Genomic DNA, 25,264 nt, shown 5'->3' with positions numbered 1-25,264 from the left:
GACTCTCCTCGAATTCCCGCTGGCAAGGGAATGGCGGATCTGACAGCATGGATGGAAAGCAGTCATGACTGCTTGTGAAGCTGACCTGACTGCTTTTCCGATGGATGCCCCGCCCAAACACCGCGCCATCTCGCGCGAGCTCGCTGCCGAGATCGTCGCCGGCAAGTACCGCAACAGCGGTCGCCTGCCCAGCGAGGCCCAGCTCGTGAAGCGCTTCGACGTCTCACGGCCGACCATCGGCCGGGCCCTGCGCGATCTGTTAGATGAAGGCCTGATCGTCCGCCGTGCAGGCTCGGGCACCTACGTCTCGGAGACCAACGAGCGCCTGCGCAACGTGCGGCCCTCAGGACCGCAGATCGGCATGATCATCCCTAGTCTCCGCCATACCGAGATCTTCGAGGCGATTTGCGGCGAGATTTCCAGCTTGGCCCGGGTTCACGACATCAGTCTCTGGTGGAATTCGCCAACCGCCATCAGCGGCGAATCCAGCATGACGGTCGCGGAGGCCGAGGAACTCTGCGACCGCTTCATCGCCCACGGCGTGGCCGGAGTTTTCTTCGTGCCCTTCGAACATCGTGCCGATCGCGAGACCGCGAACCGCCGTATCGTCGCCAAACTGCGCCAGGCAGGCATCCCGGTAGTCCTGTTAGACCGCGACCTCGGAGCCTTTCCCTCCCGGGCCGACTTTGATCTCGTCGGCGTGGATAACTTCGCCGGCGGCTACCAGCTCGCCGAGCACCTGATCAAGCTCGGCATGCGCCGCATCGCCTTCGTGACCAAGCCGCTCACCGCCTCCACCGTTGATGCCCGCATCGCCGGAGCGAAGATCGCGATGCTCAACAATGACCTCGATCTGCCCAAACCTTTCGTCCACGCCGGCGACCCGGGGGATCTCAAGTTCGTCCGCACCCTCGCCCAAGGCCGCAAGTACGATGCCGTGATGTGCACCAGCGACCACATTGCCGCACTCCTCCTGCAATCCCTGAACCGCCTCGGCATTAAAGTCCCGGATGACCTCCGGGTCGTCGGCTTCGACGACGTCCGTTTCGCTAGCCTCCTGACAGTCCCGCTCACTACCAACGAGCAGCCCTGCCGCGACATCGCAGTTGCCGCCTTCCACGCCATGAAGGAGCGCCTCGTCGAGCCCGCCTTGCCGGCCCGGACCATCATGCTCACCCCGCGCCTCGTCGTCCGCGAAAGCTGCGGCGCCTACCTTGCCCAGCGGCGTCGTTAGAGTCGCTCTCTACGCAATTGCCCTTCAGGCTCGCTGCCATGTCTGCACCCGAACGCCCCACCCAACGAGCCCATCGCGAACTGGCGGCGATCCTCTGCGAGGGCGATCTGGCCATCGACGCGACATCCGGCAATGGCCACGACACCCTCTTCCTCGCCAATCAGGTCGGCCCGAGCGGTCGCGTCATTGCCTTCGACATCCAGAAGGAAGCCATCGACTCCACCCGCGCCCGTCTAACAGCCGCCGGAGTCCAGGATCGCGTCACCCTCGTCCATGGCTCTCACGCCTCACTTTCCGATCACGTTGCCCCCGGCTCCGCACAGGCCGTCGTCTTCAATCTCGGTTACCTCCCCGGTGTTGACCATGCCCTCATCACCCTCCGCGAGACCACCTTGCTTGCGCTGGAGCAGGCCCTTGTCGCGCTATCACCCGGAGGCCTTCTCCTCATCGTCTGCTACCCCGGCCACCCCGGCGGAGACGAGGAGAGCGCTGCCGTGCTGGACTGGACGACGGAGCTCGACCGAGCCCGCTACACCATCGAAGTTCACCGCCGCGAAGACACCCTTCGCCCCGCGCCTTTCCTGGTCCTGGTGAGAGCGGCCGCTTAGAAACGAAAAAGGCCCGGTACCCCGCAGGATACCGGACCTAGAAAATTAGCAATCAGGGACGCTTCAGAACACCTCGCCGTCCTTGAAGAAGCGCTTGATCTCAGCGGCAGCGGCTTCCACCCCGTCGGAGGCGTGGCACACGTTGCGCATCTTCGCATCGCCTTCCTTGTCGCCGAAGTCGCCACGGATCGTGCCAGCGGCGGCGGCCTTGGAGTCCGTCGGGCCCAGCAGGTCGCGCACGCGGCCGATCACGTCTTCGCCTTCCAGCGCCAGCGCGATCACCGGGGTCTCCTGCATGAACTCACGCACGGAGGGGAAGAAGGGCTTGTCCGCGATGTGCGAGTAGTGGTCTGCCAGCAGCTCGTCCGTCAGGAACAGCATCTTGATGCCGCGGATTTTGAAGCCCTCTTTCTCGAAGCGGGCGAGCACGGTGCCGACGAGGCTCTTCGCCACGGCGTCGGGCTTGAAAAGGATCAGGGTGGTCTCAAGAGCCATGCGCGGGAGGTAGGCGGCAGACCTCGTGCTGGCAAGCCTTTTGGCGCTTTCTTCTTTCTATCGCCCGACCCGCGGCAGCTGTCCTGCCCAAGACAAAGAAACCCGCGCCGGAAGCATCCGGGCGGGTCTCATTTCTGGGAGGGGATCGAAATCTCAAAAAGGGAAGTGCCACTTACCAGTCCGCAGTCGCATCGGTCGCGTGATCGTTGCTGCCGGAGAGGCTGCAGGTCATCAGCATCGTTCCCGGCATCGGGATGGCGGAGCCGTAGGCGTAGGTGCCGCCGCCGGGGCAGCGCGGTGCCGCTTCCAAGAGCTTGCCCGGGCCGATCAGATCCGTGTTCACGTCGATGGGTGTCCCATCGAGGAGGGCGTGGGTATTCTGATAGCCCCGCACTGCCTGCTGGCCCTTGCGGAGCAGCATGATGCAGCCGGCTCGATCAGAGCCTTGCTTCCATGAGCGCGCCCCAATGAAAAGCATCGTGATCAAGGAGAGCAGCACAAGGATTACCACGGTTAACTCGAGCAGAGTCATGCCCGAGGAGCGGCGGGAGGTTTGGGTGGCTTTCATGGTTCGCTGGGAGAACAGGGAGGGTGTTTCGGCTTGAGAGAGGGCCGACCCCCGGCATGCACCGGGAGCTTTTTAAACAAGTTCGCCTCCAACGATTAGGAAGCGCAAACAATCAACCAGATATTCGGGCAAATTGCACTACGTGATCGCGTATCCTCGGAGAGAATTTTTCCAATCGGGATACGGTGCGGGAAAACCGGCTGAGGAAGACCCGGGCACATCGCTGGCGGCGCACCCGGGCAGTCCTTGCTGCTGAGTCACTTCTTCCCTGCCAGTTGGCCGAAGTTCTTCTTCGCCACAAAGCCCGCGGGGATCTTGGTGGCGGCGACCGGGCAGCCCACTTCCGGGCAATAGATGGTGTCGACTCCCAAGAACATTTCCAGCTCCGGCTCCCAGATCGCCTCCGGTGCCATCCAGCGGATCGGCGTTACCGCCTGCACCGCGGAGGAGGGAAGGCCGTCGCTGGTCAGGAAGATCGGCTTGCCCGCGTCATCGCAATCGAGCCGCTCCACCACCGCCCCGCCGCCGTTTGTCACGAGCACAAAGCCATTCAGATTCTCATGCGGATCGCCCCAGGTTTCGACCGTGTTCTTGCTGCGGCCTTCCCAGTCCTTTATGTGCTTGCCGTTCACGTTTTCGTGCGGATCGCCCCAGACCGCGGTTGCCGATGATGCATACCAGCCTGCCGGGCAGGAACAGGTCCGTGGTCCCCCACGGGCCGCTGCGGAGCTGGAATACCAGCCCGGGTGACAGGAGCACTGGCACCCCCCACGTGCCGCGAAGGAAGGGGAGTAGCTCCAACCGTCATCACAGGTGCAAGTTCGCCCACCACGCGCCGCGATGGAGCTGCCGAGCAATCCGTCCGGACAGGTGCAAGTGCGCCCACCCCCCGCGACCGCAGCACTGGCCGGATAGAAATCGCCGCCAGTCGGGGTGCTGACCTGATAGATCACCCCCTCGCAAGCGACCATGCTCCGGTCCAAGCTGAGATTGCCTTTTCCATCGTCTGCATACTCCTGGACGCAGGTGTCGCCGTCATACACGAAGACGCTGCGCTTGCCGGTCTGCGGGTTGCGCCCCACGCGGCGGCCCAGCGCATCGTAAGCATAAGTCACGATCGGCTTGCCGGTCCCGGCATCGCTCGCGCTCACCAAGCTGTAACCCGAGTTGCATTGGATCTGGCAAGTGCTGCCATGCACCAGCTTGGAGGCCAGGTTGTTGTTAGGATCCCAAGTCACGGGGCCGACCGGCGTGGTGGTATACCGGCCCATCTGCAGATCGCCGGGCGGGATCAGGTCGCTCTGGGTATAGCTACCGGGATTCGCTCCGCCGGTCGCGGAGATCCGGCGGCCTTCCAGATCCAGCACGTAGCTCACGTTGCTTTCGATCACAGGCTGAGCGCCCGTAGCCTCGCGTCGCCTCGTTACGCAGCCGATCATCCGGCCCAGCGCATCGTAGGAGAAGACCTTCGATCGGCCCGCCGCCTGCTGCGCGGCGGAGAAGCCGGTATCGCAGCGCGCGATGCTCTGGTCCGGGTTGCGCTTCGTCACCGTGTCGGAGAGCACGATGCCATTGCGGCTGACCGTGGTCCGCACGCAGGCGTCGAAGGAGAAGTCCGGAGCTCCCGGTAGTGGCGCCTCGCCGTCCGCGCGGTAGTCATAGCTCGTCACCATGCCGGATGCCTGTTGCACCTTCGTCACCCGCGACCCCGCGTATTCAAAGGTGACCACCGGTGGCAATTGCTCGGTGCCGGTCGCATCCACCGCCACGATCGAAAGCAACTGGCCCAAAGCATTGCGGTTTTCCACGAAGCGCCGCCCGTCCGGGTAGGTGATCCCAGTGCGTCCGCGGTGGGAGAAGGTCCGGCTCAGAGTGAGCCCATTGGTGGTTTCGCTCAGCTGATTCCCGCAGGAGTCGTACTTGAAGTTCCCCGATGAGCTGGCGCTCTCCACCTTGATGCTCCGGCTCATGCCATCGTAGGAGATGCTGGTGTCGCTCTTGTGAATCACCGGCGCGGGCTCGTTCGACCAGACGATCAGCGTCGGTCGCAGCAAGGCATCCGTGGTGAAACTGCAGATGCTGCCATCCGGCGAGCGCGTCGCGTGGACCGCTCCCAGCGCATCAAAGCTGCGGGTCTCGAAGCTTCCGTCCGGCCGGTCGCAACGCGTGACCCGGCCCAAGGCATCACGCTTCAGAACGGTGACATGCCCGTAAGAGTTGGTGCTGCTGCGCTCCTCTCCACAGCGGCTCAAGCGGCTGCCTAACACCTCGGGCGTGCCGTCGCCATTCGAGTCCATCGAGACCTGCACGCTGAAGGGTGCCGCTGGAGTTCCCCCGTCATAGGCGTAGCGGGTCACCCGGTTCGCCGCGTCGGTGGCGCTCACACAGCGGCCCAGCGAGTCGTATTGCCAGGACTCCGTGTTGCCACCGCCGTCCGTGCATTGGATCACCTGATCCAGCGCATCGTAGGTGAAGGTCTGGGAGAAGGTTTCGTCCGGTGTGCCCTGCACCAGGAAGTGCGTGGTGTGGCCGCAGAGCGTGTTGTTGCCATTGCCATCGCGGGTGAAGGCCGTCGTGCTGGCTCCGTCCGAGCAAGTGGCCAGACGCCCTGCAGTGTCATAGGTGCAGCTCAGCAGGGTATCGCCATTGGTGCGGATCGCCTGCACCAGTCCGGCTGGCGAGCGGTCGATCACCGTCGTCTCGGCAACCATGCCCGCCACACCCGGAGTGAAGCGTTCCACCGTGATGGTCTCATCCTCGACTTCCAGGTCGAAAAATGGATCCGCGCAACGGAGTTGCACCCCGTCGCGCTGCTGCACCACGTGCGCCGCCTCGTGGGCTGCCGTGCGACCGTTGGTCGCTCCCGTGCCCTTGGTGTTGATGGCATGCCTCGCGTTCAGCGCCGTCATGCTGTGGTGGGAGCGTGCCAGCAGCACGTTTCCGGTGGATCCGGCCACGTCGTTCGTCTCCCCGAAGACCGAACTCAGCATCATGCCATCGTTGCCATACTCGAAGGTCGTTTCATTGCCCATCGCATCCGTGATCGAGGTGCAGCGGTGGAAGCCGTCGTAAGCGAAAATCGTGGCCGGGCTGATGCCGCCGGAGTTCAGTGTCGTGCAGCGCGTTACCGCACCCACGGCGTCGTAGTCATACCGGCTCGTCACCGCGGTTGGATTGCCGATGCCGCCTTCCACGCTCTGATAGAGCAAGCCGCGCTCGTCATAGCTGAAATCGGTGGCCCGGTCTTCCGCCTGCATCCGGCAGGGGGCTGGCGTGCATGTTTGGGCGACTCTTCCCGCGTCGTCGTAGGTGATATCGGTGACTGCGAAGTTCTCGATTCCCAGGCTGTCTGGCGCCAGAAGGCCCGTGCCATCCACCGGCCTCTCTTCCTCTGCCACCCGCACCAAGCGGTTCCTTTCGTCATACACGTAGAAGGTTGAATAGGTCGGATTCACCGGATCGGGCGTGCCGTCGGGGCGCAGGTGGGTGCAGGCGCATTGCGCCGCCCTGCCGTTGCCGCCGATGGTGACCGCCACCGAGAGTCGCGCCGGCATCGCCGGGCTGCCCACATTGATGCATTGGTCCAGCGGATTGTAGCCGAAGATCCAGTCATGCCCGCGGGCATCGGTCAGGCCGGTTACGCGGCCCTGCGCGTCGCGTGTGCAACTCCGGGTAAGCCGCAGCCCTTGGCCATTCGGTCCGCAGTCTTGCACCGCATTTAGCAGGAAGTGGCTGGCGGGATCGTAGTTGAATTCATCCCGGAAGCTGCGTGCGCCATCCTGGACCACGCTAGCCGTGCACTGGCCCAGAGCATTGTATTCCAGGCTCAGGCCGCGCCCGGCCACCGGCGAAGTCTCGCCGGTGCAATTACCATGGCTATCGAAGCTCCAGCTCGTTGCCTGGCCCAGCGCGCTGACCTGATGGACTGCGAAGTTGTTCACCATCCAGGCCTTGGCCTTCTGCCCCATCACACCTTGGGCCTTCCCGCCACCGGCCACATATTTTTCGCCAAAGGTGGTCCCTTGGGTTTGCCGCGGCGTGGTCGCGCTCATGGAGAGGCGCGCCCAGCCCTCGCCGAATCTGTCAGTGCATGCCGCGCTCGAGCCGTAGCCGGGCAGGTAGTCGGTATGCACGCTGCGCTGCTCGCCGTTGCTGGAAACCAGCGTGGTGATCCTCGCATTGCCCTGCTCCCGTACCGGGCAGTCCTTGCGGAAATCGCGGTCATAGGTCACCCGCACCTGGCTGCCGTCTTCGTTCACCATCCGTGTGCAGAGCCCGTCCGCATTGTAGCTGAAGCTGGTCTCGAAGAAGTCCGGATCGCTGGCCCGCAGCTTGCCGGTCGGCCGGTTGGTGGTCGGCGTGACCGCCGTGCCGGGATTCGCGAAGCCGGTCAATTTCCTGCTGCGGGTCAGACGGTGCAGCTTGTTGAAAGTTCGCTCCGTCACCCGGCCGACTTCGTCGTTGTCGATCACCAGATAGCCGCCGTCCGGCACCGCGACGAAGGAGCTGTAGGCAAGCTGCCCGGCGCTCTGGCGCTTGTTCCGGTCCTGCGTCGCACAGGTGTCGTAGGACACATCCAGCGGATCGGTGACCGGGGAGTAGGTGAATGCCTCTAACAAGCACCCCGCACCATCGGTCACGCTCAGCAGGTTTCCGTTCAGCCGCGGATCGGGCGAACCAGAGCTGTAGCTGTAAGTCGTCGCCCCGGCGACCGGCGCTTGACCGGGAATGAAAGGCGCCGAGGCCGATTCCAAGCCACCGCCCGCGGCGGAATACGCGAAGCTCACTTTCGCGAAGACCGTCCCGCTGCTGGCGGCGGTGGTGGAAACCGAGAGAACCCGCGCGGGCGATCCGCCCCACTCAACGCTCAAGCTGCGGCCAAAGGCATCGGCCACGCTGCCCAGTTGTCCGCCTGCATCGTAGCTGCAGGTGAGCGAGACGCCGTTGCGGTCGGTGATGCTGCTGATCTTGCCCTGCTGCGGCGAACGGTCGAAGGGCTTGAAGGTCCAGGTGCCCTTGTCCTCGAAGGTCAGCACGAAGGCCGCGCCCTCGAAGTGCCCCTCGCGGAAAGCGCCGGGACAACGGAAACTCCCGTCCGGCTGCTTGTAGTAGGTATCCGCACGTCCGCCGCCATCGTAGACGATCACCTGCGTCGTCCCGGAAATTCCCGCACCCAGTGGCATCGAGACCACCCGGATATTGTAGGAGAAGTCCCAGCCGTCCCCATGTCCCGAGCTCACCGGCTTCATCGAGCGGTAGCTGCGGATCCACTCCAGCGGCGGGCCGGCAGGGCAGGGGAGCGAGAGATCGCAGGCCTGGAAGGCAACCTCGCCCGGCAGCGCGGAAGCCGGGGGCATCATTCGGCCGGTATTCGCACCCGCACCCTTGGTGTTGATCGCGTGCTTCGCCATCGCCGGGAATGCCAGCTTCGAGCCGGAGATGTCTTTGTTGTCGTCGAGGATCATCCGGTGCCCGGTTCTGCTCCTCTGATAGAGCGCGCTGGCCACCTCCGTCCGCAGGTCGTCGTAGAGTGGACTCTGCATGGCCGTCCTGTGCCCTCCCGCGTAAAGCGCGCTCGTGACCTCCAGTCCTTGGGCATCGTAGAGCGGGCTCGCGTTGCCTCCGCCGCTTCTCTCGTGCATCGGGTTCGTGCCGCTCATCCCATGGTCCTGGTAGAGCGGGTTGCTAACCATGTCCACCTCGTCATCGGCGATGCAAAGCCGTGCCTCGAGCTCATCCAATCGCGTCCGCAGGGCAGTCGGTGCCGCCGGAGGTATCCCGGGGAGCTCATCGTCGGCCCGGCCGCTGGTAGTGATCGAGATCGGCTGGTTGAGCGTCACCAAGGTGATGCCACTGCCGTCCTCAATCCGTGCGGCGATCACCCGCGAGCCCGGCGCGAAGGAGCCTGAAACCAGCGCCTGCCATTCGCCGGCACCCAGCGCGCTCAGCGGAATGGACAGCGACGCCTGTCCTTCAATTTCCAACACCAGGAAGCTGCCCGGCGGGATCAACTGCCCCTGCAAACGCAGATCCCCGCCGACCGAGGTCAGCACCGGTAGATTGATGCCAAACACCTCCGGCAGTGGCTGCAAGATGCGGTAGTAGGCATTGCTCCCCGCCGGCTGCGGATCCAGCCAAAGTCCCGTCGACCCGCTCGCCTCGACCATCGCCACCTGCTTCCAGCTTCCACCTCCCAGGGTGTCGCTGCGTTCGATGCGGTAGCTCACTCCCGCTTGGGCGGGCCAGCTCAGTCGGGCTTGCTTGCCCGGCAGACCGGGGGCGATTTCCAGCAAGGGTGGCAGCTCAGCCGCGAGCAGAGATGCAGGCAGCACAAATGCCGCCAGGAATACAGGCTTCATGGGTAAGGGAGGGAAACAGGTTAGAGGAGGCCCTCGCCGTGGGGTGACACCCCTGCGAAGACTAAGGTCTGGCAATATGTCAGAACCCCTTAACCTTTAGGGAATCTGACATTGCCGGTCAATCCGGAAAGCCGGGTGGTCCGCACAGCCCCTGTGCGGCGAAGCAGTTCTCAAGGTCGCCGGAGACTTGATGCCCCGGCGAATGCTCCCATTGCCCTTGATCCTCTTCCCGCGAAGGCGGTTGAGGGTGGGTGAAATGAATCGCCGGCCTACTTCAAGGTCGCCGCGATTTCCGTCGCCAGCCGCGCCAGCAGGCGGCTCTCCGCCGCAGCCATCGCATCGTAGCCATCTCCGTGCTGGTCTTCGCTCCCGGACCACGACTTGGAGGTGATCATCCGCCGGTCTGGTAGGGAATAGACCCGCCATGCGGCATCCAGGAGGGCCGTTCCGTCGGCCTGCCCATGCATCTGGCGGATATCGAGCGAGACCTGATAGCGCAGCTCGCTGTCGCTGCCCCACGGATAGACCCGCACATTCCCGGTGCCGAGCCGGCGGCCCAAGTTCGTGGCCGTCACCCGCGCGATGTTCTCTTCCAGATCCCCGGCCCAGCGGTTGGAGTCCGAGACATTCATCCGGTTGCCGCCTTCCTGGAAAACCAGGTTCGGACGGTCGAGGTAGCCTGCCAGCGAAACCGGCCCCACGCCCACGGTCATGCCGCCCCCGGATGGCGGCGGGCCTTCCGGATTCAGCACATAGTATGACTTCGGCTCCGCGCAGGAAGCCGCGAGGAAGGCGATCGGCAGAAGGGCGAGAAAGCGCATGGCGAAGCGGGGTAGGGGATCGGTGATCGGTTGCCGGGTTCTAACAAGAGGTCTCATTTCTTCTTCCCCTTGGGTTCCTTGTTGGCCGAAGTGTCCTTCCCGAAGAGCAGCGAGTTCGGCTTCTCGTCGATCGAATCGGAAAGCGTCTTGAAGGCCCGCAGCGCCGCGCGCAATTCGTCGAGGGTCCGGCTCAGGTCACCCTGCACCGCGCCGTTTGGCCCCAGACTCTCCACCGAGCTTCGCACCTGCTTGAGCGTGGCATCCAGCTCCTTGGTCAAGTTCTGCGTCTCGTCGCGCGCGAGCAGCTTCTTGGCTTGGGCCATTGCTGCCTCCGCTTCATCCAGCGTGGACCGGACGTCCTTCACGGTGATTGCAATCTCATCCGCAGCGGTGCCGAACTTGCGCAGCGTTTCATCCAGTGGCAGTGCCTTGATCTGCGCGAGAATCGCACTCACCTCGTCTTGCAACTGCGCGAAGTCCGCGCCGGACTTCGTCGGGATGATCTCATACTCGCCCAATCGCGTCACTTGCATCGGCGGCGCGTTCGGCACGAAGTTCAGATCGACATAGCGCGCACCGGTCAGCAGCGAGCCGGTGCTCAGCGTTGCCCGCAGCCCCCGCTTCACCGCCTCGTCCAAGACGTCCTTGCTGTTGTCGATGTTCTCGATCGCCTTTGCCAGAGTGTCGGAGTCGATCTCGATCACCACCGGCACCCGCGAGTCGCCCGGCGGGGAATGCTTGAAGCTGATCTCAACCACCCGTCCCAGTGGCAGTCCCCGGAATTCCACCGGCGCACCCACGGTCAGGCCGCGCACCGATTGGTCGAAGAAAAGCAGGCACAGGTGATTCGGCACGAAGATCGACTTCTTCGCAGCATCCTCGTCCGGATAGAGCGTGAAGACCGCGCCGTCGCTCACGGGTGCGCCCGGCACGCCCCCCTTCGGCACCGCGAAGGAAGTGCCGCCGGTGATCATCGCCTGCAGGGAAGGAGTGCTGAGCTTGAAGCCATCCGCCCCAGCGCTTACATCGATGCCGCTGGTATTCCAGAAGCAGGTCCCTTCGGTCACCAGGTTCGCGTATTCATCTTGGATGAACACATCGAAGCGCACCCGGCGGTTCTCGGTGTCGAGGATCCGGCTCTCAACCCGTCCGACCTCGAAGCCGAGGTAGTAGATCGGCGAGTTGACCGTCAGCGAGCCCGCTTCATCCGCCACCAGGGTCAAGCGCAATCCTGGCACACTCTTGCTGGTCACCGGCGGTTGCTCCAGGCCGTCGTAGTGGTTCACCGGTGCCTGGCTATCGCCCGGCTCCAGCTCGATATAGGCACCGGTGATCAAGGTGCCCAATCCGGAGATGGTGGACGCGGACACCCGCGGCTTCACCACCCAGAAGCGGGTCCCATCCCTGAGCAAGTAATCCGAATTCGGGTCGATCCGCAGTTCTGCGACCACCGAGAGCAAGTCCTTGGAGAGTTCGACCTTCTCCACCACGCCGACCTTCACCGAGCGGCAGCGCACCTCGGTCTTGCCGGCCTCGATGCTTTCCGCCGTCTGGAAGCGCACGTAGGCCATCGGCCCCTTGTCGTGATAGTGCTTGAAGACCAGCCAGCCGGCCAGAACCAGCGCCACTACCGGCACCACCCACACGCTGCTCCAGCGGCGTCGATGGCGCACGACAGCCCGCGGCTCGTGATCCTGGTGCTCCTGTTGTTGATCTTCTTCGCTCATGCTATGGCTTCACTCCTGCTTCGGTGGCTTCCTTGACGTGGCGATCCCACAGCAGGCGGGGGTCGAAACTCATCGCCGCGAACATGGTCAGAACCACCACCGCTGCAAAGGAAAGGATTGCGGGACCGGGCGTGACGGTCGAAATCACCCCGAGCTGCACTAGGCACACCAGCACCGCCACCACGAAGACGTCCACCATCGACCAGCGCCCCACCAGCTCGGTGATGTGATAGAGCCGCGCCAAGTGTTTTGGCTCCGCGGAGGTGAAGCCGTGCGCCGCGAGGCACAGCCAGACCAGCGCGATCATCTTCAGGATCGGGATCATGATGCTCGCGGAGAAGATGATCACCGCCACTAGCATGTCGCCCTTCTTCCAGAAGTTGATCACCCCGGACAGGATCGTGTCGCTGCTGTTGGTCCCCAGCCCCACGACGTTCATGATCGGCAGCAGGTTCGCCGGGAAATAGAAGGCGATCGCCGCGATCAGGTAGCACCAGGTCCGCTCCAGGCTGTGCGGCTTGCGCAGATGCAGGCGGCTATGGCAGCGCGGGCAATGCTCTTCCACGACCGGGCTCACCTTCCCGCACATGTGGCAGGAGGCCAGTCCTTCATCGGCAGCGCTGCGGATCTCCACTTCCATCACTTTGCTTCCTCCTTCTCCTTATGGAGGGCGATTTCCAAGCGGTCCCACAGTTCCAGGCGGTCAATCCCCGAGATGGCCCAAGTGGTGCAGAAGACGAATCCCACCAGTGCCCACAGACCTACCCCGAGGTGGACTTCACCCACCGCGCCCAGCTTCAGCAGGCTGATCATGATGCCGACCAGGAAGACCTCCAGCATGTTCCATGGCTCGGAGAGCTGGAAGATCCGCGTCATGGTCAGCGCTCCCGGCAGCGCGATCCCGAAGCGCAGCGGTGCCGCCACATACAGCAGGCCGCCCATCAATGTGACGGGCGCGACGATCGTGAACAGGATCACCATGATGCCGATCAGCGGATTCGCCTCCTTGTAAAGGGCTTCCGAGGCCTCGATCAAGGTCAGCTCCCGCCTCATGCTGCTGGAGTCCACCGTGATTGAAGGGAAGATGTGCGCCAGCGTCAGGAAAATCAGCGCGGCGGAGGAGAAGCTGGTCGCCCGCGCCAGCGAGCGCGGCCGGTTTTGATAGAGCATCTCCCCGCAGCGGCAGCAGTAGGCGGCACTACCCTCCAAGAGGCGCGGGGCCTCCTGCAACGCGTCACAGAAATGACAACTCACCCGGATCGGCGCGTCGCTCAGACGCGGCCACGAGAGTCCGGGCAGGGTGCGCTTCATCGGCAATCTTAGAGGGGGCGGGCGTAAGTATCGCAGCGGTTGTGCCAGCCTTCCTTCCAGCGCGCTTCACCGCGGGCGGGCGGGGAATTGGCGATCCGGCGGTCCAGCATCCGCTTTGCGCTGGCGGCGAATTCCGCGGCGGCCGGCTGCCCGGACGCCACTTCCTTCATGCTGCCCAATACGTGGAGCAAGCCCCAGCCCTTGCCCTGATAGGTCTCGCTGGCCTGGGTGCCGTCACCCTTGAAGTTCACGTAGTCGATCAGCGCGTACATCCCGTTCGGGGTGCTCGCCACCTTGTTGTAGTTCGCCTGTAGGCGCCCGCGATCGCTGGCGGGCGCGGCGGCCAGCACCTTCGGCAGGGCAGCACGCGAGCGAGCGATGATGAAATCCGTCTGCAGCGGCACGGTATTAGCCAGCCACTGGCGCAGCGCGCTTAGCCGCGGTCCGCGGAATTCCGCTTGGAACGCCGCCTTGCTCGCCCACGGCGCATGCCGCTCCGAGGCCACCGCCGGTGGCTGTGCCCCATGGGCCTTGGCGTGGGCCACGAACTGCGGCCAACTCTCCTCGAAGCGCCCGTTGAAACCCGCCGGATACCAGATGAAATGCCCGATCCCCAACGACGGGAATTCCTCGCCGCCATTCCAGCTCGTCAGCCCGTCCACTGTCCCGGCGCACTCATTCTGCCAGATCTTCTTCCCGATCGCCGCCTTCTGGCCGGCACTCAGGTTAGTGGCGGCCGGGCCATCGGCAGCCATCGTCGGCATCGACATCGGTCCACAGGCAGACAGGACCAAACAGGCGGGGAGAAGAAAGCGGAGCGCTTGCACGCGGCCTATTTCCGCGAGTTTCCCCATCTTCGCAAGTAAAGTAAGGTAGTCCGCTCAGTCCCCTGAGCGGACGAAGCAGTTCTGGCGGCCGTCGGAGACCACAAGCCCCCGGGAAACTACTCCCACCACCCTCATTCCTCATTCACGTAGCGGAGCGGCTGCGCCGCTCCGGCTGGGAAAATCTTCCCTGAGCAAACAATGGCGACATCAGGGCCCATCCGCCCCGCCGGAATGGCTCAGCCATCACGCCACTCCCAGCGCCTGCAGCAGGTGCTCTCGCACCTCCTCGTTCCGCATAAATCCCGGGAACAGGTGGCTCCCCGGCCCATACGCGCAGAACTCCACCAGCTCTCCGGTGTGGTTCCCGCTGGTCCAGGCAATCCCGTGCCGCTTGGCGAAAAGCTTCGCGATTTCACCGCTCTTCAGTCCCTGTGCCTGCTTCAGCTCCTCGCCATCAAGCCGCACCCCGGTGTTCTCGAAAATGTAGTCGCCCAGCGGCGGACCGCTCAGCTTCGCCCCGGAATTTCCCATCCACTCGAAGGAACGCTTGAAGTTGGCAATCTGCTTAAACGCCGCCGTGGTCCCGTTGTAGATCCCCGGTGCCATCCCTTGGTCCGGGCTGGCATTCACGCCGTTGAGCTGAATCCCGCCGCAGCCGTGGTCAGTGGTGATCACCAGCAGCACGTCTTCCTTGGCCGTGGCATAGGCCAGCATCGCGCCGATCGCGTCGTCGAAGGCGATCTGCTCGCGGATGCTGCCCGCCGCATCGTTGGCATGGCCGCAGTGGTCGATCCGCGCGCCTTCCACCATCAAGAACCATTGGTCCTTGGCGAGCGCGTCCAGACGCTTGACCGCCAGCTCTGCCATCTCCGCGAGGGTAGGGACGGTCTCTTGCAGCTTGGCATCCGCCTCGCGGTCGATCGTCAGCGGGACATAGCCGGACGAGAACAAGCCCAGCACTGGCTTCTTCTCATCGCCCTTGGTTGCCAGCAACGCCTTGCGATCCTTCAGCAGCTCGTAGCCGCGGTCGCTGAACTTCTTCTCCAGCTCGGGGGAGAAGAATTTCTGACCGCCGCCGAGCAGCACCTGCACCTCGCGATCCAGATACTGTGCCGCGATCTCCGGTTCCTCGCCCCGGCTGCTCACGTTCGCTGCGAAGCCTGCCGGCGTCGCGTGGGTGATCGTGGCGGTAGAGACCAGGCCCAGCGGGATGTCCTTCTTCTTCAGCAGAGCTTGCAGGGTCTCGTTCGGCTGGGAACTCGCCGGATCCATGTTGAGCGTGCCGTTGTTCACCCGCTTGCCACCGCCCCAGGCGCTGGATGCCGCCGCGGAGTCCGTCACCAGGCTATTGGCGGAAAAGGTCTCGATCAGGGCCCGCACCACCGGCCGCTCGCGGTAGAGCGTCGTCCAGTGCGTCTGCTTTCCTTCAAAATACGAGCGGCTGTGCTGTGCCAGCGAGAGCGCCCCGTGGTTCATCCCGTCGCTCACCATGAAGATGATTTTCTTCGGCAAGCCCTTGTTCTCGGCGGACTTGCGGGTCTCCTGCGCGAGCAGGGGAGCGCTGCTCCCGAAAAGGGCGGTGCTAATGCTGGCTGCCTTCAGGAAGCCGCGGCGGGATGTGGATGAGGAAGAGCTCATGACGGGTTGCTGGGCGCTCCATACGCTTCGGAAAGCGGACTTTCCACCGAGAAACCTGCCGAAATTGTAGTGACGGCCGCCAAACGCGGTTGGGATGAATCAGCGCGTTGCGCGCTCTTTTTTCCAATCTTCCAAGGTTTCCTTGGTGCCGGCGGCGAGGCGGCCTGCGACCAAGGGGGAGAGCATGCTGCAGGAAACCAATGCAAATGCCACCAAGAGCCGGGATGTTCTAATGGGCCTATGACGATACGAACCTGATTTCATTCAATCTGCCTCGTCACCAAGGAAAGAGCGCTTCAAACCGAGGCTTGTCGTCCCTTCTCCCTCCGCGAAACTCCCGCCATGGACAAGATTCCTTGGGACAAGGTCCTCGCGTTCGGTCCGAAGGACGCCGTGAAGCTCCTCATCACCGCCGCGATCATCCTGATCGTGACGAAAATCCAGCTCTTCAACGACCGGATTTCGGCGCTTCTGATCGCGCTGCCCTTCACCTCGATCGTCGCGATGGTCTGGATGCAGGCGGAGAAGCAGGGCCCCGAGCGCATCGCCAACCACTCCTCCGGCACCTTCTGGTTCGTCCTTCCGACCCTGCCGATGTTCCTGATCCTGCCCTGGATGCTCCGTCACGGTTGGGGCTTCTGGGCCGCCCTCGGCGTGAACTGCCTCCTCACCGCCGGCTTTTTCTGGCTTACTGTCTTCATTCTCAAGCGCTTCGGCATCGATTTGCTCGGGTAATTTTCAACCTTTATAATCTTTGCCCTTGCCAATCTCGGGGTGATTTGGTCTTTCCCGCCTTCCGGCGGCGGTTGGCCGCCTAGGAGTCCGACCCGGCATGTCTTCCGATAACATCATCCCGTTCGAGCAGCCCAAGTCTGATTCCCGGTTTCCAGGTACCCTCATGAAAAGCGATCTTGTCGAGAAGGCGTCCGAGATTGTCAGCGATCCGCTGGTCCTTATCAACATGGTCTCGAAGCGTGTCCGCCAGTTGAACAGTGGCCGCTCGCCGCTGATTCCGACTCGCCCGAGCATGGGCGCGGCTGACATCGCGTTGACCGAAATCATCGAAGGCAAGATCCGCCTCGTGGCCACGCCACCTGCGGAAGCCTGAGCCTAGGCTCAGCCCGAGCTTGCCCTCATCCAAACGCGCCCTAGGGTGGCGCGACCGGTCGGTCATGTCATGAGTTCGGAAATCTCCAGCAATCGCAAGGCGCTCCGCGATTTCCACATCTCGGACAAGTACGAAGCTGGCCTCGAGCTGAAAGGCACGGAGGTGAAGTCCGTCCGTGCCGGCAAGGTGAACATCTCCGACGCCTTTGCTCGCGTCGAGAAGGGCCAGCTCTTCCTCTACGGCTGCGACATCCAGCCATGGGAGACCGCGTCCACTTGGTTCCAGCACGAATCCAAGCGCCCGCGCCGCCTGCTCCTCCACAAAAAGGAGATCCTCAAGCTCGAGAACGCCAGCGCCGTCAAAGGCGCCACCCTCCCGTGCCTGAAGATGTACTGGAAGAACAAGCGCGTGAAGGTCGAGATCGGCGTCGGCAAGGGCAAGACCCATTCCGACCAGCGCCACGACCTGAAGGAGAAGGTCGAGCTCCGCGAAGCCCAGCGCGAAGTCGCCCGCTTCAACCGGCAGTGAAGTAGCCCGCTCAGTCCTCTGAGCGGACGAAGCAGTTCTGGGGGCAGGCCTCGCCCAAAGCCTTCGGGCCGAGCCCCGCCTACTTGGCGCGAGCTTGGAGCTTGGCACTTTTCCTGTGGACCCTCAGGCTCCCTGCTAGTGCGCCGCCTCCGCAACGACCTCCCATACACCTTCACTCCTCCCAAGCCCCGCGCGTGGTTCCGCCCCCTCGGCATTTGGGCGAACAATGCCCTGATGCTGCGCCGGAAGTACAATGTCCCGCGCTTGGACGACCACGGCTTCGAGCAGGCGAGGAAACTCTCCGCCGCTGGCCACGCGGTCCTACTCGCGCCGAACCACGCCGACCACTCGGACCCGCACGTCATGACCGCGCTCATCGCCCGCCACGGCATGCGCTCGCACTTCATGGCCGCCCGCGAGGTGTTCGAGGTTAGCAAGGCGGGTGCCTGGGCCCTTCAGAGCATGGGCGTCTTCTCCGTCGACCGCGACGGACCGGACCTTTCCGCCATCAAGACCGCGATCACTTTGTTGGAGAACAGCAGCGATCCGCTGGTCATTTACCCGGAAGGCGAGATCTACCATCACCACGAGCGCCTCGATCCTCTGCACGAGGGCGTCGCTTCCATCCTGCTCAAGGCCGCTGCCCGCCTCAAGGAGGGCAAAGAAGCCTGGCTGATCCCGGTGGGCATCCGCTTCCACCACGACCCCGGCGTGGAGAAAACCTTCAGCGAGCGCCTCTCGCGCTTGGAGGATCGCATCGGCTGGATGCCCAAGCCCAAGATGCCCTTGGATGAGCGCATCGTCCGCCTTGGCACCGGTTTGTTAGGCCTCAGGGAAATGGAGTACCTCGGCGAGGCCGGCCGCGGTTCGATCCAGGAACGCCTCGCCGCCATCTGTGAAAAATTGCTGACCGATGCCGAGTCCCGTCAAGGCCGCGACGCCAAGGCCACCACGGCCCCTGAGCGCGTCCGCGCCCAGCGCTACCGGATCCGCAAGCGCTTGTTAGACACGGACAAGCCACCCACGCCGGAAGAGCGCGGCCTGCTGCTCGACGACCTCGACCGCGTCTTCACCGCCCTCCAGGCCCACAGCTACATCGGCGACTACTTCCTGCAGGAGCAAACCCTGGACCGTCGTGCCGAGACGATCATGAAGCTGGAAGAAGACCTCCTCGGCTTCCCGAGCTATCCCACGCCGCGCACCGCCCGCGTCAATGCCGGCGCACCCATCCCCGTGAGCAAGATGCTCGCTGCCGGCGAGTTGCCCACGAAGGGCGGGGCAGGGGACCTGACCCGTTTGCTTGAGGCGAAACTGGCCGCGCTGCTGCTCTCTCCTTTACAAGTGTAGTGATAGCGGCTAAAAGGGGATCCGAGATGAAGACTTCTCCGCTCCTGTCTCAATCCAGCTTCCACGTGTTGGGGGCTGCATTACTTGCGGCCGGGATCGCTGTCGCCCAAGAGAAGCCTGCCGCACCAGCGGTCGTCCCCGACACGGATCAGGTCATCGACGAACTCAGGGCCGAGGCGGAGAGCCGCGTCGCCTACATCGACGCGAAGGACAAGGCCGAGGCGCGGATCCGTAAGGCAGAGCGCAAGCGGGCGAAGCTGATCTTCTCCGAGGCCAAAGCCAAGGGGGTGGTTCTCGCCTATGCCATCCCGCAGCCCGACGCAGCGGAGATCGAATCCTTTATGGCCCCGCTCAAGAACTTCATCGCCACCACCAAGAGCGAGACGACGCGTGGCTGGGCGCAGGAGCAGATCGTTACGCTGACCCGGCACTACGGCTTCGAGAAAGGACGCTTGAGAGCGGTCTACGTCCTCATCCCTCTCGACAAGGAGCAGCCCCTCACCCGCGCCTCATTCCCGGCGGAAACTGAAGCTGAGTGCGAGAAATTCATCCGCGAGGACCTCCAGCCGGTGAAGTGGGAAATCGGCAAGCCCCACAAGGCCAGGGACGGCACCCGGGCTGCGTTCTGGGAGATCAACCACGGCTGGGACGGCCAGGAACTCGTGAAAGACCAAGGCCTGGAAGACATGTTGGAAAACTGGGTGGACTGGCACCGGAAGCGGAAGCCGCTGAAGTAGGCAGCAGTTCCTTTACTCCAGCTTCAGATCATCGATCCACAGCTTCCCCTCACCGCGGTTGCTCTCCAGCATCAGGGAAACCGCCTCAAGCTCTGGGCGCTTCACGGTGGTCTTCACCGTGATCCACTCGCCGGACTTCTCTACCTTGGCCCCGGCAACCAGCGCGGAGTGCTCCTCCTTGTCGTAAATCCGCAACCGCCACTGCACCGGCTCGTCCTTCGTCGCCGCGGAAGCCTTCACCCGGAAGGACAGGATTAGCTCCTTCTTGTCCGCTGGCCACTTGAAGTCCTGAATCAGCCCGAAGACCCCGCCATCGAGTTCCACTTCCAGCAGTGAATTGTCCTTCTTCTCCGGATCGGGAGCGATCTTGCCCTCGTCACAGGTCCAGGGCTTGAGCTCCTTGTCGAAGCCGGTGTTTTTCAAAATGGGATCCCCGGCAAGAGCAGGAAGTGCCGTCAACGCGACCAGTATGGCAGTGCAACTCCTCATGATGGGGGCAGGTGCCGTTTGAAGTCCATGGCGGAGTGCAGGATGCGGACAATCTCCAGGACCTCACCGTTCTCGCGGAACAGAATAACATGCCGTCCTTCGGCGGCGATTCGGCAGCCGGGGAAAAGGTCGTCCCGTCGCCGGAAGCGCGCCGGATTCCCTTGGATCTCCCGGAACCTCGCCCACATCGCCTTGAGATAGGCGGCTTCCTGATGCTCTCCCCAAGTCTCAAAAGTGTAGTTCCGGATGCTCCGCAAATCCTCAACTGCGGCTTTGGTGAGATCGAGCGTCACGCGGACTGACGGGCCAAGTTCAGGAATTCCTCTTCTGATGTGACGCGCACCGTCTCTCCCGCCTGCAATTGGGCGAAGCCAATCGCGGCTTCCCGAGCCAGCCATTCATTCGTGGCTTCGTGCTTGAGGGACTGCCGCAGAGCTTCCCGGATCACTTCGCTGGCATTGTTGTAGAGCCCCGAAGCGACTTTCGCCTTCACGGCTCGTTCCAATTCCGGAGTTAGCGAAATATTCACAGGAGCAGACTAGCGTCGATGTCAATGATTGTCAAAGATTGTTGCTGGGCTGGACTGGTCGTCATGCCGGTGAAAGCAGAGCTCCTCCCATTCCGTGCTTGCAAACCCCGTGGGATCGGCTTTCCTCCGCGGTCCCGACCAAGGGCGGACCGGCCAAGGTGGCTGGATCGAACAGACTATATTCAATGAGCGAAAGCACCATCAACCTCGCGGACTACAAGATCCACGACACCGACACCGGCAGCGCTGACTATCAGGTTGCCCTCATGACCCAGCGGATCGTCCACCTGACTGCCCACCTGCAGCTCCACAAGAAGGACACTTCGTCCCGCCGCGGCCTCCTCAAATTGGTCGCCCAGCGCCGCAAGCTGCTCGACTACGTGAAGGCCAACTCCGAGGAGCGCTACCAGAAGCTCCTCGCCGGACTGAGCCTCCGTAAGTAAACCCTTTCCTGCGACGGCCACGGTTACCCCGTGGCCGTCGTGCATGAAAACGGCGGGACCTTTTCCCGGGAAACGTTTTCCCATCCGCCGCCGGACAGTCCTCCTATCCCTTTCTAACAGCTTGGGGTCTGTCCGAAATCCAACACCGCCCGCGGCATGTCGCCGGGGGCACACACTGAAAGACAGTTAAGATGAACATCCATAAAGTCACGAGCCAGGTCGGCTCGAACCCGATCTCCTTCGAGACCGGAAAAATCGCCAAGCTCGCTGATGGCGCCGTGATGGTGACCTGCGGCGAAACCGTGGTCCTGGTGACCGCCGTGTCCGCGACCAAGGTGAAGTCGGGCCAAACCTGGTTCCCGCTCTCCGTCGAATACAAGGAGAAGGCCTCCGCTGCCGGTCAATTCCCCGGTGGCTACTTCAAGCGCGAAGGACGTCCTACCGAAAAGGAAATCCTGACCTGCCGCATGACGGACCGCCCGCTGCGTCCGCTCTTCCCAAAGGGCTACCTCTACGAGACCCAGATCATCGCGCTGCTCCTCGCTGCCGACCAGATCAACGACTCCGACATCCTCTCGATGAACGGCGCTTCCGCCGCTCTCGCAATCTCCGACATCCCCTTCGCCGGCCCGATCGGCGCAGTGCGCGTCGGCCGCGTCGATGGTGAGTTCATCATCAACCCGACCTTCGAAGAGCGCGAAAGCAGCGACCTCGATCTCATCTACGTCGGCAACAAGACCGACGTCATCATGATCGAAGGCGCCGCCAATGAGCTTCCCGAGGAAGACTTCATCAAGGCTCTCCACTTCGCCCAAGTTGCCGTCCAGCAGCTCGTCGAAGCTCAGGAAGAACTGGTCCGCCTCGCCGGCAAGACGAAGCGCGACTACACCGTGACCGTCGCCAAGGACGAACTCCTGGAAGTCGGCTACGAGATCGCCGGTTCCCGCATCGAAGACGCGATCTACGCCCCGACCAAGGTCGAGCGTGGCAAGAAGGTCGGCGTGCTCCGCGATGAAGTGGATACCGCGATCAAGGCCCGCTACCCGGAGTCCACCGACTTCGATGTCGAGCAAGTCTTCGAATACATCCAGAAGAAGGCCTTCCGCATCTCCATCATGGAGAAGGGCGTCCGCGCCGATGGCCGCCAGGTCGGCGATCTCCGCCCGCTCTTCGCCGAGGCGAACAGCCTGCCGCGCGTTCACGGTTCCGCGATCTTCGCCCGTGGCGAGACGCAGGCCATGGGCATCTGCACCTTGGCTCCGGCCGATGAGAAGCAGTTCTTCGACAACTACGCCGGTGGTGAGGACAGCAAGCGCTTCATCCTCCATTACAACTTCCCTCCCTTCTCGGTGGGTGAGTGCGGCCGCATGGGTGGCATCAACCGCCGCGAGATCGGCCACGGTGCCCTCGCCGAACGCTCGATCGCTCCGGTGATCCCGGACGTGGAAGACTTCCCCTACGCGATGCGCATCTCGTCGGAAGTCATGGAGTCGAATGGCTCCACCTCCATGGCCACCGTCTGTGCCGGCACCATGGCGCTGCTCTGCGCCGGTGTCCCGCTCAAGGCTCCGGTCGGCGGTATCTCCGTCGGTCTCGTGACCGAGTGGAACGAGGACGGCACGATGAAGGCTCACAAGGCCCTCCTCGACATCATCGGTTCCGAGGACTTCTACGGCGACATGGACTTCAAGCTCTGCGGCACCGAGTCTGGTGTCACCGGCTACCAGCTCGACCTGAAGCTCCCCGGCCTGCCGATGGCGATCCTTGAGGAAGCCATCCACATGGCCAAGGCCGCCCGCTCCACGATCATCGCCAAGATGACCGAGGCCGTCTCCGGTCCGCAGGAACTCAGCCCGCATGCGCCGCGCATCGTCTCCGTGAAGATCCCCGCCGATCGCATTGGCGAGCTCATCGGGCCTGGCGGCAAGAACATCAAGGGCATCCAGGCCGAGTCCGGTGCCGAGATCAACATCGAGGACGACGGCACCGTGCACATCTACGCTTCCAAGGAAGAAGGATTGCTGCGCGCCAAGTCGCTCATCGAGCGCATGTTCCAGGAAATCGAAGTGGGCAAGATCTACACCGGCAAGGTGGTCAGCATCACCAACTTCGGCGCCTTCATGGAAGTGCTCCCCGGTAAGGACGGTCTGATCCACGTTTCCGAGTTGGCCGAAGGCCGCACCGAGCGCGTGGAAGACGTCGTCAAGAAGGGCGATGTGATCACGGCCAAGTGCCTCGGCGTGGACGAAAAGGGCCGCGTCAAGATGAGCCGCCGCGCGGTTCTTCGCGACGAGAAGGCCAAGGCTGCCGAAGCCGAGCCGGAAACGGCCCAAGGCTGATCCTAGCCAGCTAGATTCCCAAGGCCCGGCCTTCCGCAAGGGAGGCCGGGCTTTTTTTGTGACGCGGAGCTTCTGATCTGGCTGGCGATGATCCCGCCGTCGGTCAGCTGCCATCCCACGTGTTCCATTGGGGCTAAACCGCAAAGGGGGGCTGCCGCTCCTCGCAAATGGCACTTGGCTGGGGATAGCGACAGCAGCTCCGCTTGATATTCTGCACCACGTGCCGATGCTCTGAACATGCCCGCACCGGAAACGGAAACAAAAGCGACGGAGTCCGCCCAGGAAGCCGCCTGCCACCTCTGCGGCCAGCCGGCCGCTACAGAGATCGGAGGGCAGGCGTGGTGCGCCTCTTGCCTTCACGCCCGCGGCTCCTGCTGCGCGGAGTCTGAGATGGACGAGGATTGAGGGGCGCCCAAGTGGCCGGAGCGGCGTCACGGGCGGAACTTGTCATTCGTACCTTCATCCGCATTTTTGCCGGTTTTGGGACTGTTGTATCAAAAGATCGAACATAGAGAGACGAGCGATGTCGTCTCGCTCTATCAGAAATTCAAGTGTTCTGCTAGAATCGGGATTGCAATGGCTTGGTTTGCTTGGGATAAGCGCTCTCCCACCCCGCTATCCCCCAAGACTGAAGATCATCCATGTCATATCCGGAGCTTAGCGAGGCAGATGTCCGATCCATGATCCGCCTCGTCGGGGATGTTGCGGCGTGCCGCGGTGGAGTGACGGAAAAGCGCCGGGTTCTGATGGACGGGCTGATCCGCTTGGTGGAGGCCCATAGCTGGCTCTGGACTGTTTCCCCCAAGGAGCATCTCAAGCCGGGAAAGCGGCCGGTCTTCACGGTTCTCTCGCACGGCGGCTTCGAGGACGGACAGTTCCCGCGGCTGTTAAAGGCCATCGATCATCCGGAAAGCTGGGGGATTTTCGACAAGATGAGCCGCGAGATGAAGCAGCGGACGACTCATCTGACTTGGACCCGCCGCCAGATGGATGGCGAGGACCAGTTCAACCACAAGACGGTTCGCCCCCTCTGGCATGCCGCCGGGGTGGGGGAGCTGATGATTTCCGCCTGTCCGCTCAAAACCGGCGAACTTGGCGGGGTAGGGGTCTACCGCGCGGTCGGGGCGCCGGAATTCGATCTGCGCCATGCGCGGATCGTCCACATCGTCCTGGCGGAGGTGCCTTGGCTGAACGACGTCGCATGGCAGGAAGAGGAGCAGCCGACGCTGCTGCCCAAGCTCTCCCCGCGCCGCCGGACGGTGCTCAATCTGGTGCTGGAAGGGCACTCGCGGAAGGAGATGGCCGCGCAACTGGGGATCTCGATCCACACTCTGGATGGCTACGTGAAGGACATCTTCCGCCACTTCGGGGTCCATTCGCAGGCCGGGCTGATTGCCCGTTTCCATTCAGGGGAGAATGGAAAAACCCCCGAATCCGGGGACTAGTGCTTGAAGCTCAGTCCCGGCAGCTTCCTCGCATTAGCTTTTGGTGAGTCGCCCCCCCAAACCCGGGGACCAACCATCCAGATGTCCCGTCGTCGCGTCATCTTGCCGCCGGATCGCTCATGATGCGGCAGTTTTATCGACGCGACGGCGGGCAATTTTTTGCCCGTCAGTAACTTAGGTGGACGGTCTCTTTAGGGCCAAAGGCCCGGCGCCCTACCGGACTCCGGCAGCTCCCGAGGTATCCACCGCGCCGGGAATCAAGGGCTGAAGGCCCGGTCCAATTCAGGGCCGCGCCGGCGCTTCCTTCTTCGTGAACTCCGCGGTATTGCTCAGGTACCAGATCGTGGCCCCCGTGCCGATCACGGCAATCAGGATCAGCATGGTAAGCAGGAGACCGAAGCAGGATTTCATTTCGAGGCGCTGAGGCGGAGTGTTTAGATTTCCGGCCGGTCCGGCAAGAGATTCCCAAAAGGTAGTCCGCACAGTCCCCTGTGCGGACGAAGCAGTTCTGGCGGCCGGCAACACCAGGTACCCCAAGATGGGCCCCGCCTCCTTGCGCGCCATCTTTCTCCCTCGTCTCCCCTTTTGCGGCGCAGCCGCTTTGGGAGTGCGCGCGAGAATCGCCGCTTTGAGGGCGCGGCCTCGTGGTAGAACGCCATCAAGGTTCTCGGGACGTCCACCCCCAGTGGGAGGAAATCGCCAGTCGAGGCT

The 25,264-nt window shown here is 63.2% G+C and carries 24 protein-coding genes; 11 read left to right on the top strand and 13 right to left on the bottom strand.

Features of this window, described 5'->3' with window-relative positions:
* The first annotated feature begins 100 nt into the window (after nucleotides 1-100).
* Nucleotides 101-1,234 (top strand): GntR family transcriptional regulator, encoded by a 1,134-nt coding sequence (locus BV071_RS06065; RefSeq protein ID WP_035603873.1) that lies wholly within the window; start codon nucleotides 101-103, stop codon nucleotides 1,232-1,234.
* Between the two features lie 38 nt (nucleotides 1,235-1,272).
* On the top strand, nucleotides 1,273-1,842 hold the full coding sequence (locus BV071_RS06060) for a class I SAM-dependent methyltransferase (RefSeq protein ID WP_035603441.1): 570 nt from the start codon (nucleotides 1,273-1,275) through the stop codon (nucleotides 1,840-1,842).
* Between the two features lie 63 nt (nucleotides 1,843-1,905).
* Here the strand turns inward: BV071_RS06060 and ndk are convergent, their stop codons facing one another.
* The 9 genes from ndk to BV071_RS06015 all read right to left on the bottom strand — a co-directional run bounded on the left by ndk (nucleotide 1,906) and on the right by BV071_RS06015 (nucleotide 15,588).
* The gene (gene ndk / locus BV071_RS06055; RefSeq protein WP_035603439.1) at nucleotides 1,906-2,337 is read right to left on the bottom strand and encodes a nucleoside-diphosphate kinase; all 432 of its coding nucleotides are present in this window, start codon (nucleotides 2,335-2,337) and stop codon (nucleotides 1,906-1,908) included.
* A 172-nt stretch (nucleotides 2,338-2,509) separates the two neighbouring features.
* Nucleotides 2,510-2,905 (bottom strand): type II secretion system protein, encoded by a 396-nt coding sequence (locus tag BV071_RS06050; RefSeq protein ID WP_035603436.1) that lies wholly within the window; start codon nucleotides 2,903-2,905, stop codon nucleotides 2,510-2,512.
* A 257-nt stretch (nucleotides 2,906-3,162) separates the two neighbouring features.
* Nucleotides 3,163-9,264, bottom strand: coding sequence for a DUF6531 domain-containing protein (locus BV071_RS06045; RefSeq protein ID WP_081885821.1), 6,102 nt, complete (start codon nucleotides 9,262-9,264; stop codon nucleotides 3,163-3,165).
* Nucleotides 9,265-9,533: 269 nt separating this feature from the next.
* Nucleotides 9,534-10,085, bottom strand: a complete 552-nt coding sequence (locus tag BV071_RS06040) for a PqiC family protein (RefSeq protein WP_035603430.1) — start codon at nucleotides 10,083-10,085, stop codon at nucleotides 9,534-9,536.
* Between the two features lie 53 nt (nucleotides 10,086-10,138).
* Nucleotides 10,139-11,812 carry an intermembrane transport protein PqiB gene (pqiB, locus tag BV071_RS06035; protein WP_035603428.1) on the bottom strand — a complete coding sequence of 558 codons (1,674 nt, stop codon included), beginning with the start codon at nucleotides 11,810-11,812 and terminating at the stop codon, nucleotides 10,139-10,141.
* Nucleotide 11,813: 1 nt separating this feature from the next.
* Complete coding sequence (locus tag BV071_RS06030; RefSeq protein WP_035603424.1) at nucleotides 11,814-12,452, bottom strand: paraquat-inducible protein A; 639 nt, start codon at nucleotides 12,450-12,452, stop codon at nucleotides 11,814-11,816.
* Nucleotides 12,452-13,123, bottom strand: a complete 672-nt coding sequence (locus BV071_RS06025; RefSeq protein ID WP_035603421.1) for a paraquat-inducible protein A — start codon at nucleotides 13,121-13,123, stop codon at nucleotides 12,452-12,454. The genes BV071_RS06030 and BV071_RS06025 overlap by 1 nt, the downstream gene beginning before the upstream one ends.
* Before the next feature lie 8 nt (nucleotides 13,124-13,131).
* Nucleotides 13,132-13,950, bottom strand: coding sequence for a hypothetical protein (locus BV071_RS06020; RefSeq protein ID WP_265594122.1), 819 nt, complete (start codon nucleotides 13,948-13,950; stop codon nucleotides 13,132-13,134).
* Between the two features lie 243 nt (nucleotides 13,951-14,193).
* Nucleotides 14,194-15,588 (bottom strand): alkaline phosphatase, encoded by a 1,395-nt coding sequence (locus tag BV071_RS06015; protein WP_052572956.1) that lies wholly within the window; start codon nucleotides 15,586-15,588, stop codon nucleotides 14,194-14,196.
* Nucleotides 15,589-15,930: 342 nt separating this feature from the next.
* Between BV071_RS06015 and BV071_RS06010 the strand changes: the two genes are divergently transcribed.
* The 5 genes from BV071_RS06010 (at nucleotide 15,931) to BV071_RS05990 (ending at nucleotide 19,308) form a co-directional block, all read left to right on the top strand.
* Nucleotides 15,931-16,323, top strand: a complete 393-nt coding sequence (locus BV071_RS06010) for a DUF3147 family protein (protein WP_052572955.1) — start codon at nucleotides 15,931-15,933, stop codon at nucleotides 16,321-16,323.
* A 163-nt stretch (nucleotides 16,324-16,486) separates the two neighbouring features.
* Nucleotides 16,487-16,696 (top strand): DNA-directed RNA polymerase subunit omega, encoded by a 210-nt coding sequence (locus tag BV071_RS06005; RefSeq protein WP_035603415.1) that lies wholly within the window; start codon nucleotides 16,487-16,489, stop codon nucleotides 16,694-16,696.
* Between the two features lie 69 nt (nucleotides 16,697-16,765).
* A complete protein-coding gene (gene smpB / locus BV071_RS06000) occupies nucleotides 16,766-17,224 on the top strand; it encodes an SsrA-binding protein SmpB (protein ID WP_035603412.1) in 459 nt (152 codons plus the stop codon).
* Nucleotides 17,225-17,362: 138 nt separating this feature from the next.
* Nucleotides 17,363-18,571 (top strand): 1-acyl-sn-glycerol-3-phosphate acyltransferase, encoded by a 1,209-nt coding sequence (locus tag BV071_RS05995; protein ID WP_035603411.1) that lies wholly within the window; start codon nucleotides 17,363-17,365, stop codon nucleotides 18,569-18,571.
* A gap of 26 nt (nucleotides 18,572-18,597) precedes the next feature.
* A complete protein-coding gene (locus BV071_RS05990; RefSeq protein WP_035603409.1) occupies nucleotides 18,598-19,308 on the top strand; it encodes a hypothetical protein in 711 nt (236 codons plus the stop codon).
* A 12-nt stretch (nucleotides 19,309-19,320) separates the two neighbouring features.
* Here BV071_RS05990 and BV071_RS05985 read toward each other — a convergent pair whose 3' ends face one another.
* Genes BV071_RS05985 through BV071_RS05975 form a run of 3 tightly spaced genes read right to left on the bottom strand, consistent with a single transcriptional unit; the run spans nucleotide 19,321 to nucleotide 20,326 of the window.
* Nucleotides 19,321-19,797, bottom strand: coding sequence for a hypothetical protein (locus BV071_RS05985; RefSeq protein WP_265594121.1), 477 nt, complete (start codon nucleotides 19,795-19,797; stop codon nucleotides 19,321-19,323).
* Nucleotides 19,794-20,090 (bottom strand): type II toxin-antitoxin system RelE/ParE family toxin, encoded by a 297-nt coding sequence (locus tag BV071_RS05980; protein ID WP_035603404.1) that lies wholly within the window; start codon nucleotides 20,088-20,090, stop codon nucleotides 19,794-19,796. Before BV071_RS05980 ends, BV071_RS05985 begins: the two co-directional genes overlap by 4 nt.
* Nucleotides 20,087-20,326, bottom strand: a complete 240-nt coding sequence (locus BV071_RS05975) for a type II toxin-antitoxin system ParD family antitoxin (RefSeq protein ID WP_035603399.1) — start codon at nucleotides 20,324-20,326, stop codon at nucleotides 20,087-20,089. Before BV071_RS05975 ends, BV071_RS05980 begins: the two co-directional genes overlap by 4 nt.
* A 185-nt stretch (nucleotides 20,327-20,511) precedes the next feature.
* On the opposite strand from BV071_RS05975, the gene rpsO reads away from it, so the two are divergent.
* From rpsO to BV071_RS32555, 4 genes are all read left to right on the top strand, one after another.
* Nucleotides 20,512-20,769: a 30S ribosomal protein S15 gene (gene rpsO, locus BV071_RS05970; RefSeq protein ID WP_035603395.1), complete on the top strand. Its 258-nt coding sequence runs from the start codon at nucleotides 20,512-20,514 to the stop codon at nucleotides 20,767-20,769.
* A gap of 191 nt (nucleotides 20,770-20,960) precedes the next feature.
* Nucleotides 20,961-23,108 carry a polyribonucleotide nucleotidyltransferase gene (locus BV071_RS05965; protein ID WP_035603392.1) on the top strand — a complete coding sequence of 716 codons (2,148 nt, stop codon included), beginning with the start codon at nucleotides 20,961-20,963 and terminating at the stop codon, nucleotides 23,106-23,108.
* A gap of 237 nt (nucleotides 23,109-23,345) precedes the next feature.
* On the top strand, nucleotides 23,346-23,513 hold the full coding sequence (locus BV071_RS35200) for a hypothetical protein (protein ID WP_265594120.1): 168 nt from the start codon (nucleotides 23,346-23,348) through the stop codon (nucleotides 23,511-23,513).
* 275 nt (nucleotides 23,514-23,788) lie between these two features.
* A complete protein-coding gene (locus BV071_RS32555) occupies nucleotides 23,789-24,553 on the top strand; it encodes a helix-turn-helix transcriptional regulator (RefSeq protein WP_265594119.1) in 765 nt (254 codons plus the stop codon).
* A gap of 282 nt (nucleotides 24,554-24,835) precedes the next feature.
* Here BV071_RS32555 and BV071_RS35195 read toward each other — a convergent pair whose 3' ends face one another.
* Nucleotides 24,836-24,964 carry a hypothetical protein gene (locus tag BV071_RS35195; protein WP_265594118.1) on the bottom strand — a complete coding sequence of 43 codons (129 nt, stop codon included), beginning with the start codon at nucleotides 24,962-24,964 and terminating at the stop codon, nucleotides 24,836-24,838.
* Between the last annotated feature and the right edge of the window lie 300 nt (nucleotides 24,965-25,264).

The sequence above is a fragment of the Haloferula sp. BvORR071 genome (genome assembly GCF_000739615.1).
Taxonomy (GTDB): Bacteria; Verrucomicrobiota; Verrucomicrobiia; order Verrucomicrobiales; family Akkermansiaceae; genus Haloferula.
Note: the sequence above shows the minus strand (reverse complement) of the source record. Positions and strands in the feature narration are given on the sequence as shown.

Coding starts and splice junctions, on each gene's coding strand:
- BV071_RS06065 (WP_035603873.1), top strand. CDS start 101: ATGGATGCCCCGCCCAAACACCGCGCCATCTCGCGCGAGCTCGCTGCC.
- BV071_RS06060 (WP_035603441.1), top strand. CDS start 1,273: ATGTCTGCACCCGAACGCCCCACCCAACGAGCCCATCGCGAACTGGCG.
- ndk (WP_035603439.1), bottom strand. CDS start 2,337: ATGGCTCTTGAGACCACCCTGATCCTTTTCAAGCCCGACGCCGTGGCG.
- BV071_RS06050 (WP_035603436.1), bottom strand. CDS start 2,905: ATGAAAGCCACCCAAACCTCCCGCCGCTCCTCGGGCATGACTCTGCTC.
- BV071_RS06045 (WP_081885821.1), bottom strand. CDS start 9,264: ATGAAGCCTGTATTCCTGGCGGCATTTGTGCTGCCTGCATCTCTGCTC.
- BV071_RS06040 (WP_035603430.1), bottom strand. CDS start 10,085: ATGCGCTTTCTCGCCCTTCTGCCGATCGCCTTCCTCGCGGCTTCCTGC.
- pqiB (WP_035603428.1), bottom strand. CDS start 11,812: ATGAGCGAAGAAGATCAACAACAGGAGCACCAGGATCACGAGCCGCGG.
- BV071_RS06030 (WP_035603424.1), bottom strand. CDS start 12,452: ATGGAAGTGGAGATCCGCAGCGCTGCCGATGAAGGACTGGCCTCCTGC.
- BV071_RS06025 (WP_035603421.1), bottom strand. CDS start 13,123: ATGAAGCGCACCCTGCCCGGACTCTCGTGGCCGCGTCTGAGCGACGCG.
- BV071_RS06015 (WP_052572956.1), bottom strand. CDS start 15,588: ATGAGCTCTTCCTCATCCACATCCCGCCGCGGCTTCCTGAAGGCAGCC.
- BV071_RS06010 (WP_052572955.1), top strand. CDS start 15,931: ATGGACAAGATTCCTTGGGACAAGGTCCTCGCGTTCGGTCCGAAGGAC.
- BV071_RS06005 (WP_035603415.1), top strand. CDS start 16,487: ATGAAAAGCGATCTTGTCGAGAAGGCGTCCGAGATTGTCAGCGATCCG.
- smpB (WP_035603412.1), top strand. CDS start 16,766: ATGAGTTCGGAAATCTCCAGCAATCGCAAGGCGCTCCGCGATTTCCAC.
- BV071_RS05990 (WP_035603409.1), top strand. CDS start 18,598: ATGAAGACTTCTCCGCTCCTGTCTCAATCCAGCTTCCACGTGTTGGGG.
- BV071_RS05985 (WP_265594121.1), bottom strand. CDS start 19,797: ATGAGGAGTTGCACTGCCATACTGGTCGCGTTGACGGCACTTCCTGCT.
- rpsO (WP_035603395.1), top strand. CDS start 20,512: ATGAGCGAAAGCACCATCAACCTCGCGGACTACAAGATCCACGACACC.
- BV071_RS05965 (WP_035603392.1), top strand. CDS start 20,961: ATGAACATCCATAAAGTCACGAGCCAGGTCGGCTCGAACCCGATCTCC.
- BV071_RS35200 (WP_265594120.1), top strand. CDS start 23,346: ATGCCCGCACCGGAAACGGAAACAAAAGCGACGGAGTCCGCCCAGGAA.
- BV071_RS32555 (WP_265594119.1), top strand. CDS start 23,789: ATGATCCGCCTCGTCGGGGATGTTGCGGCGTGCCGCGGTGGAGTGACG.
- BV071_RS35195 (WP_265594118.1), bottom strand. CDS start 24,964: ATGAAATCCTGCTTCGGTCTCCTGCTTACCATGCTGATCCTGATTGCC.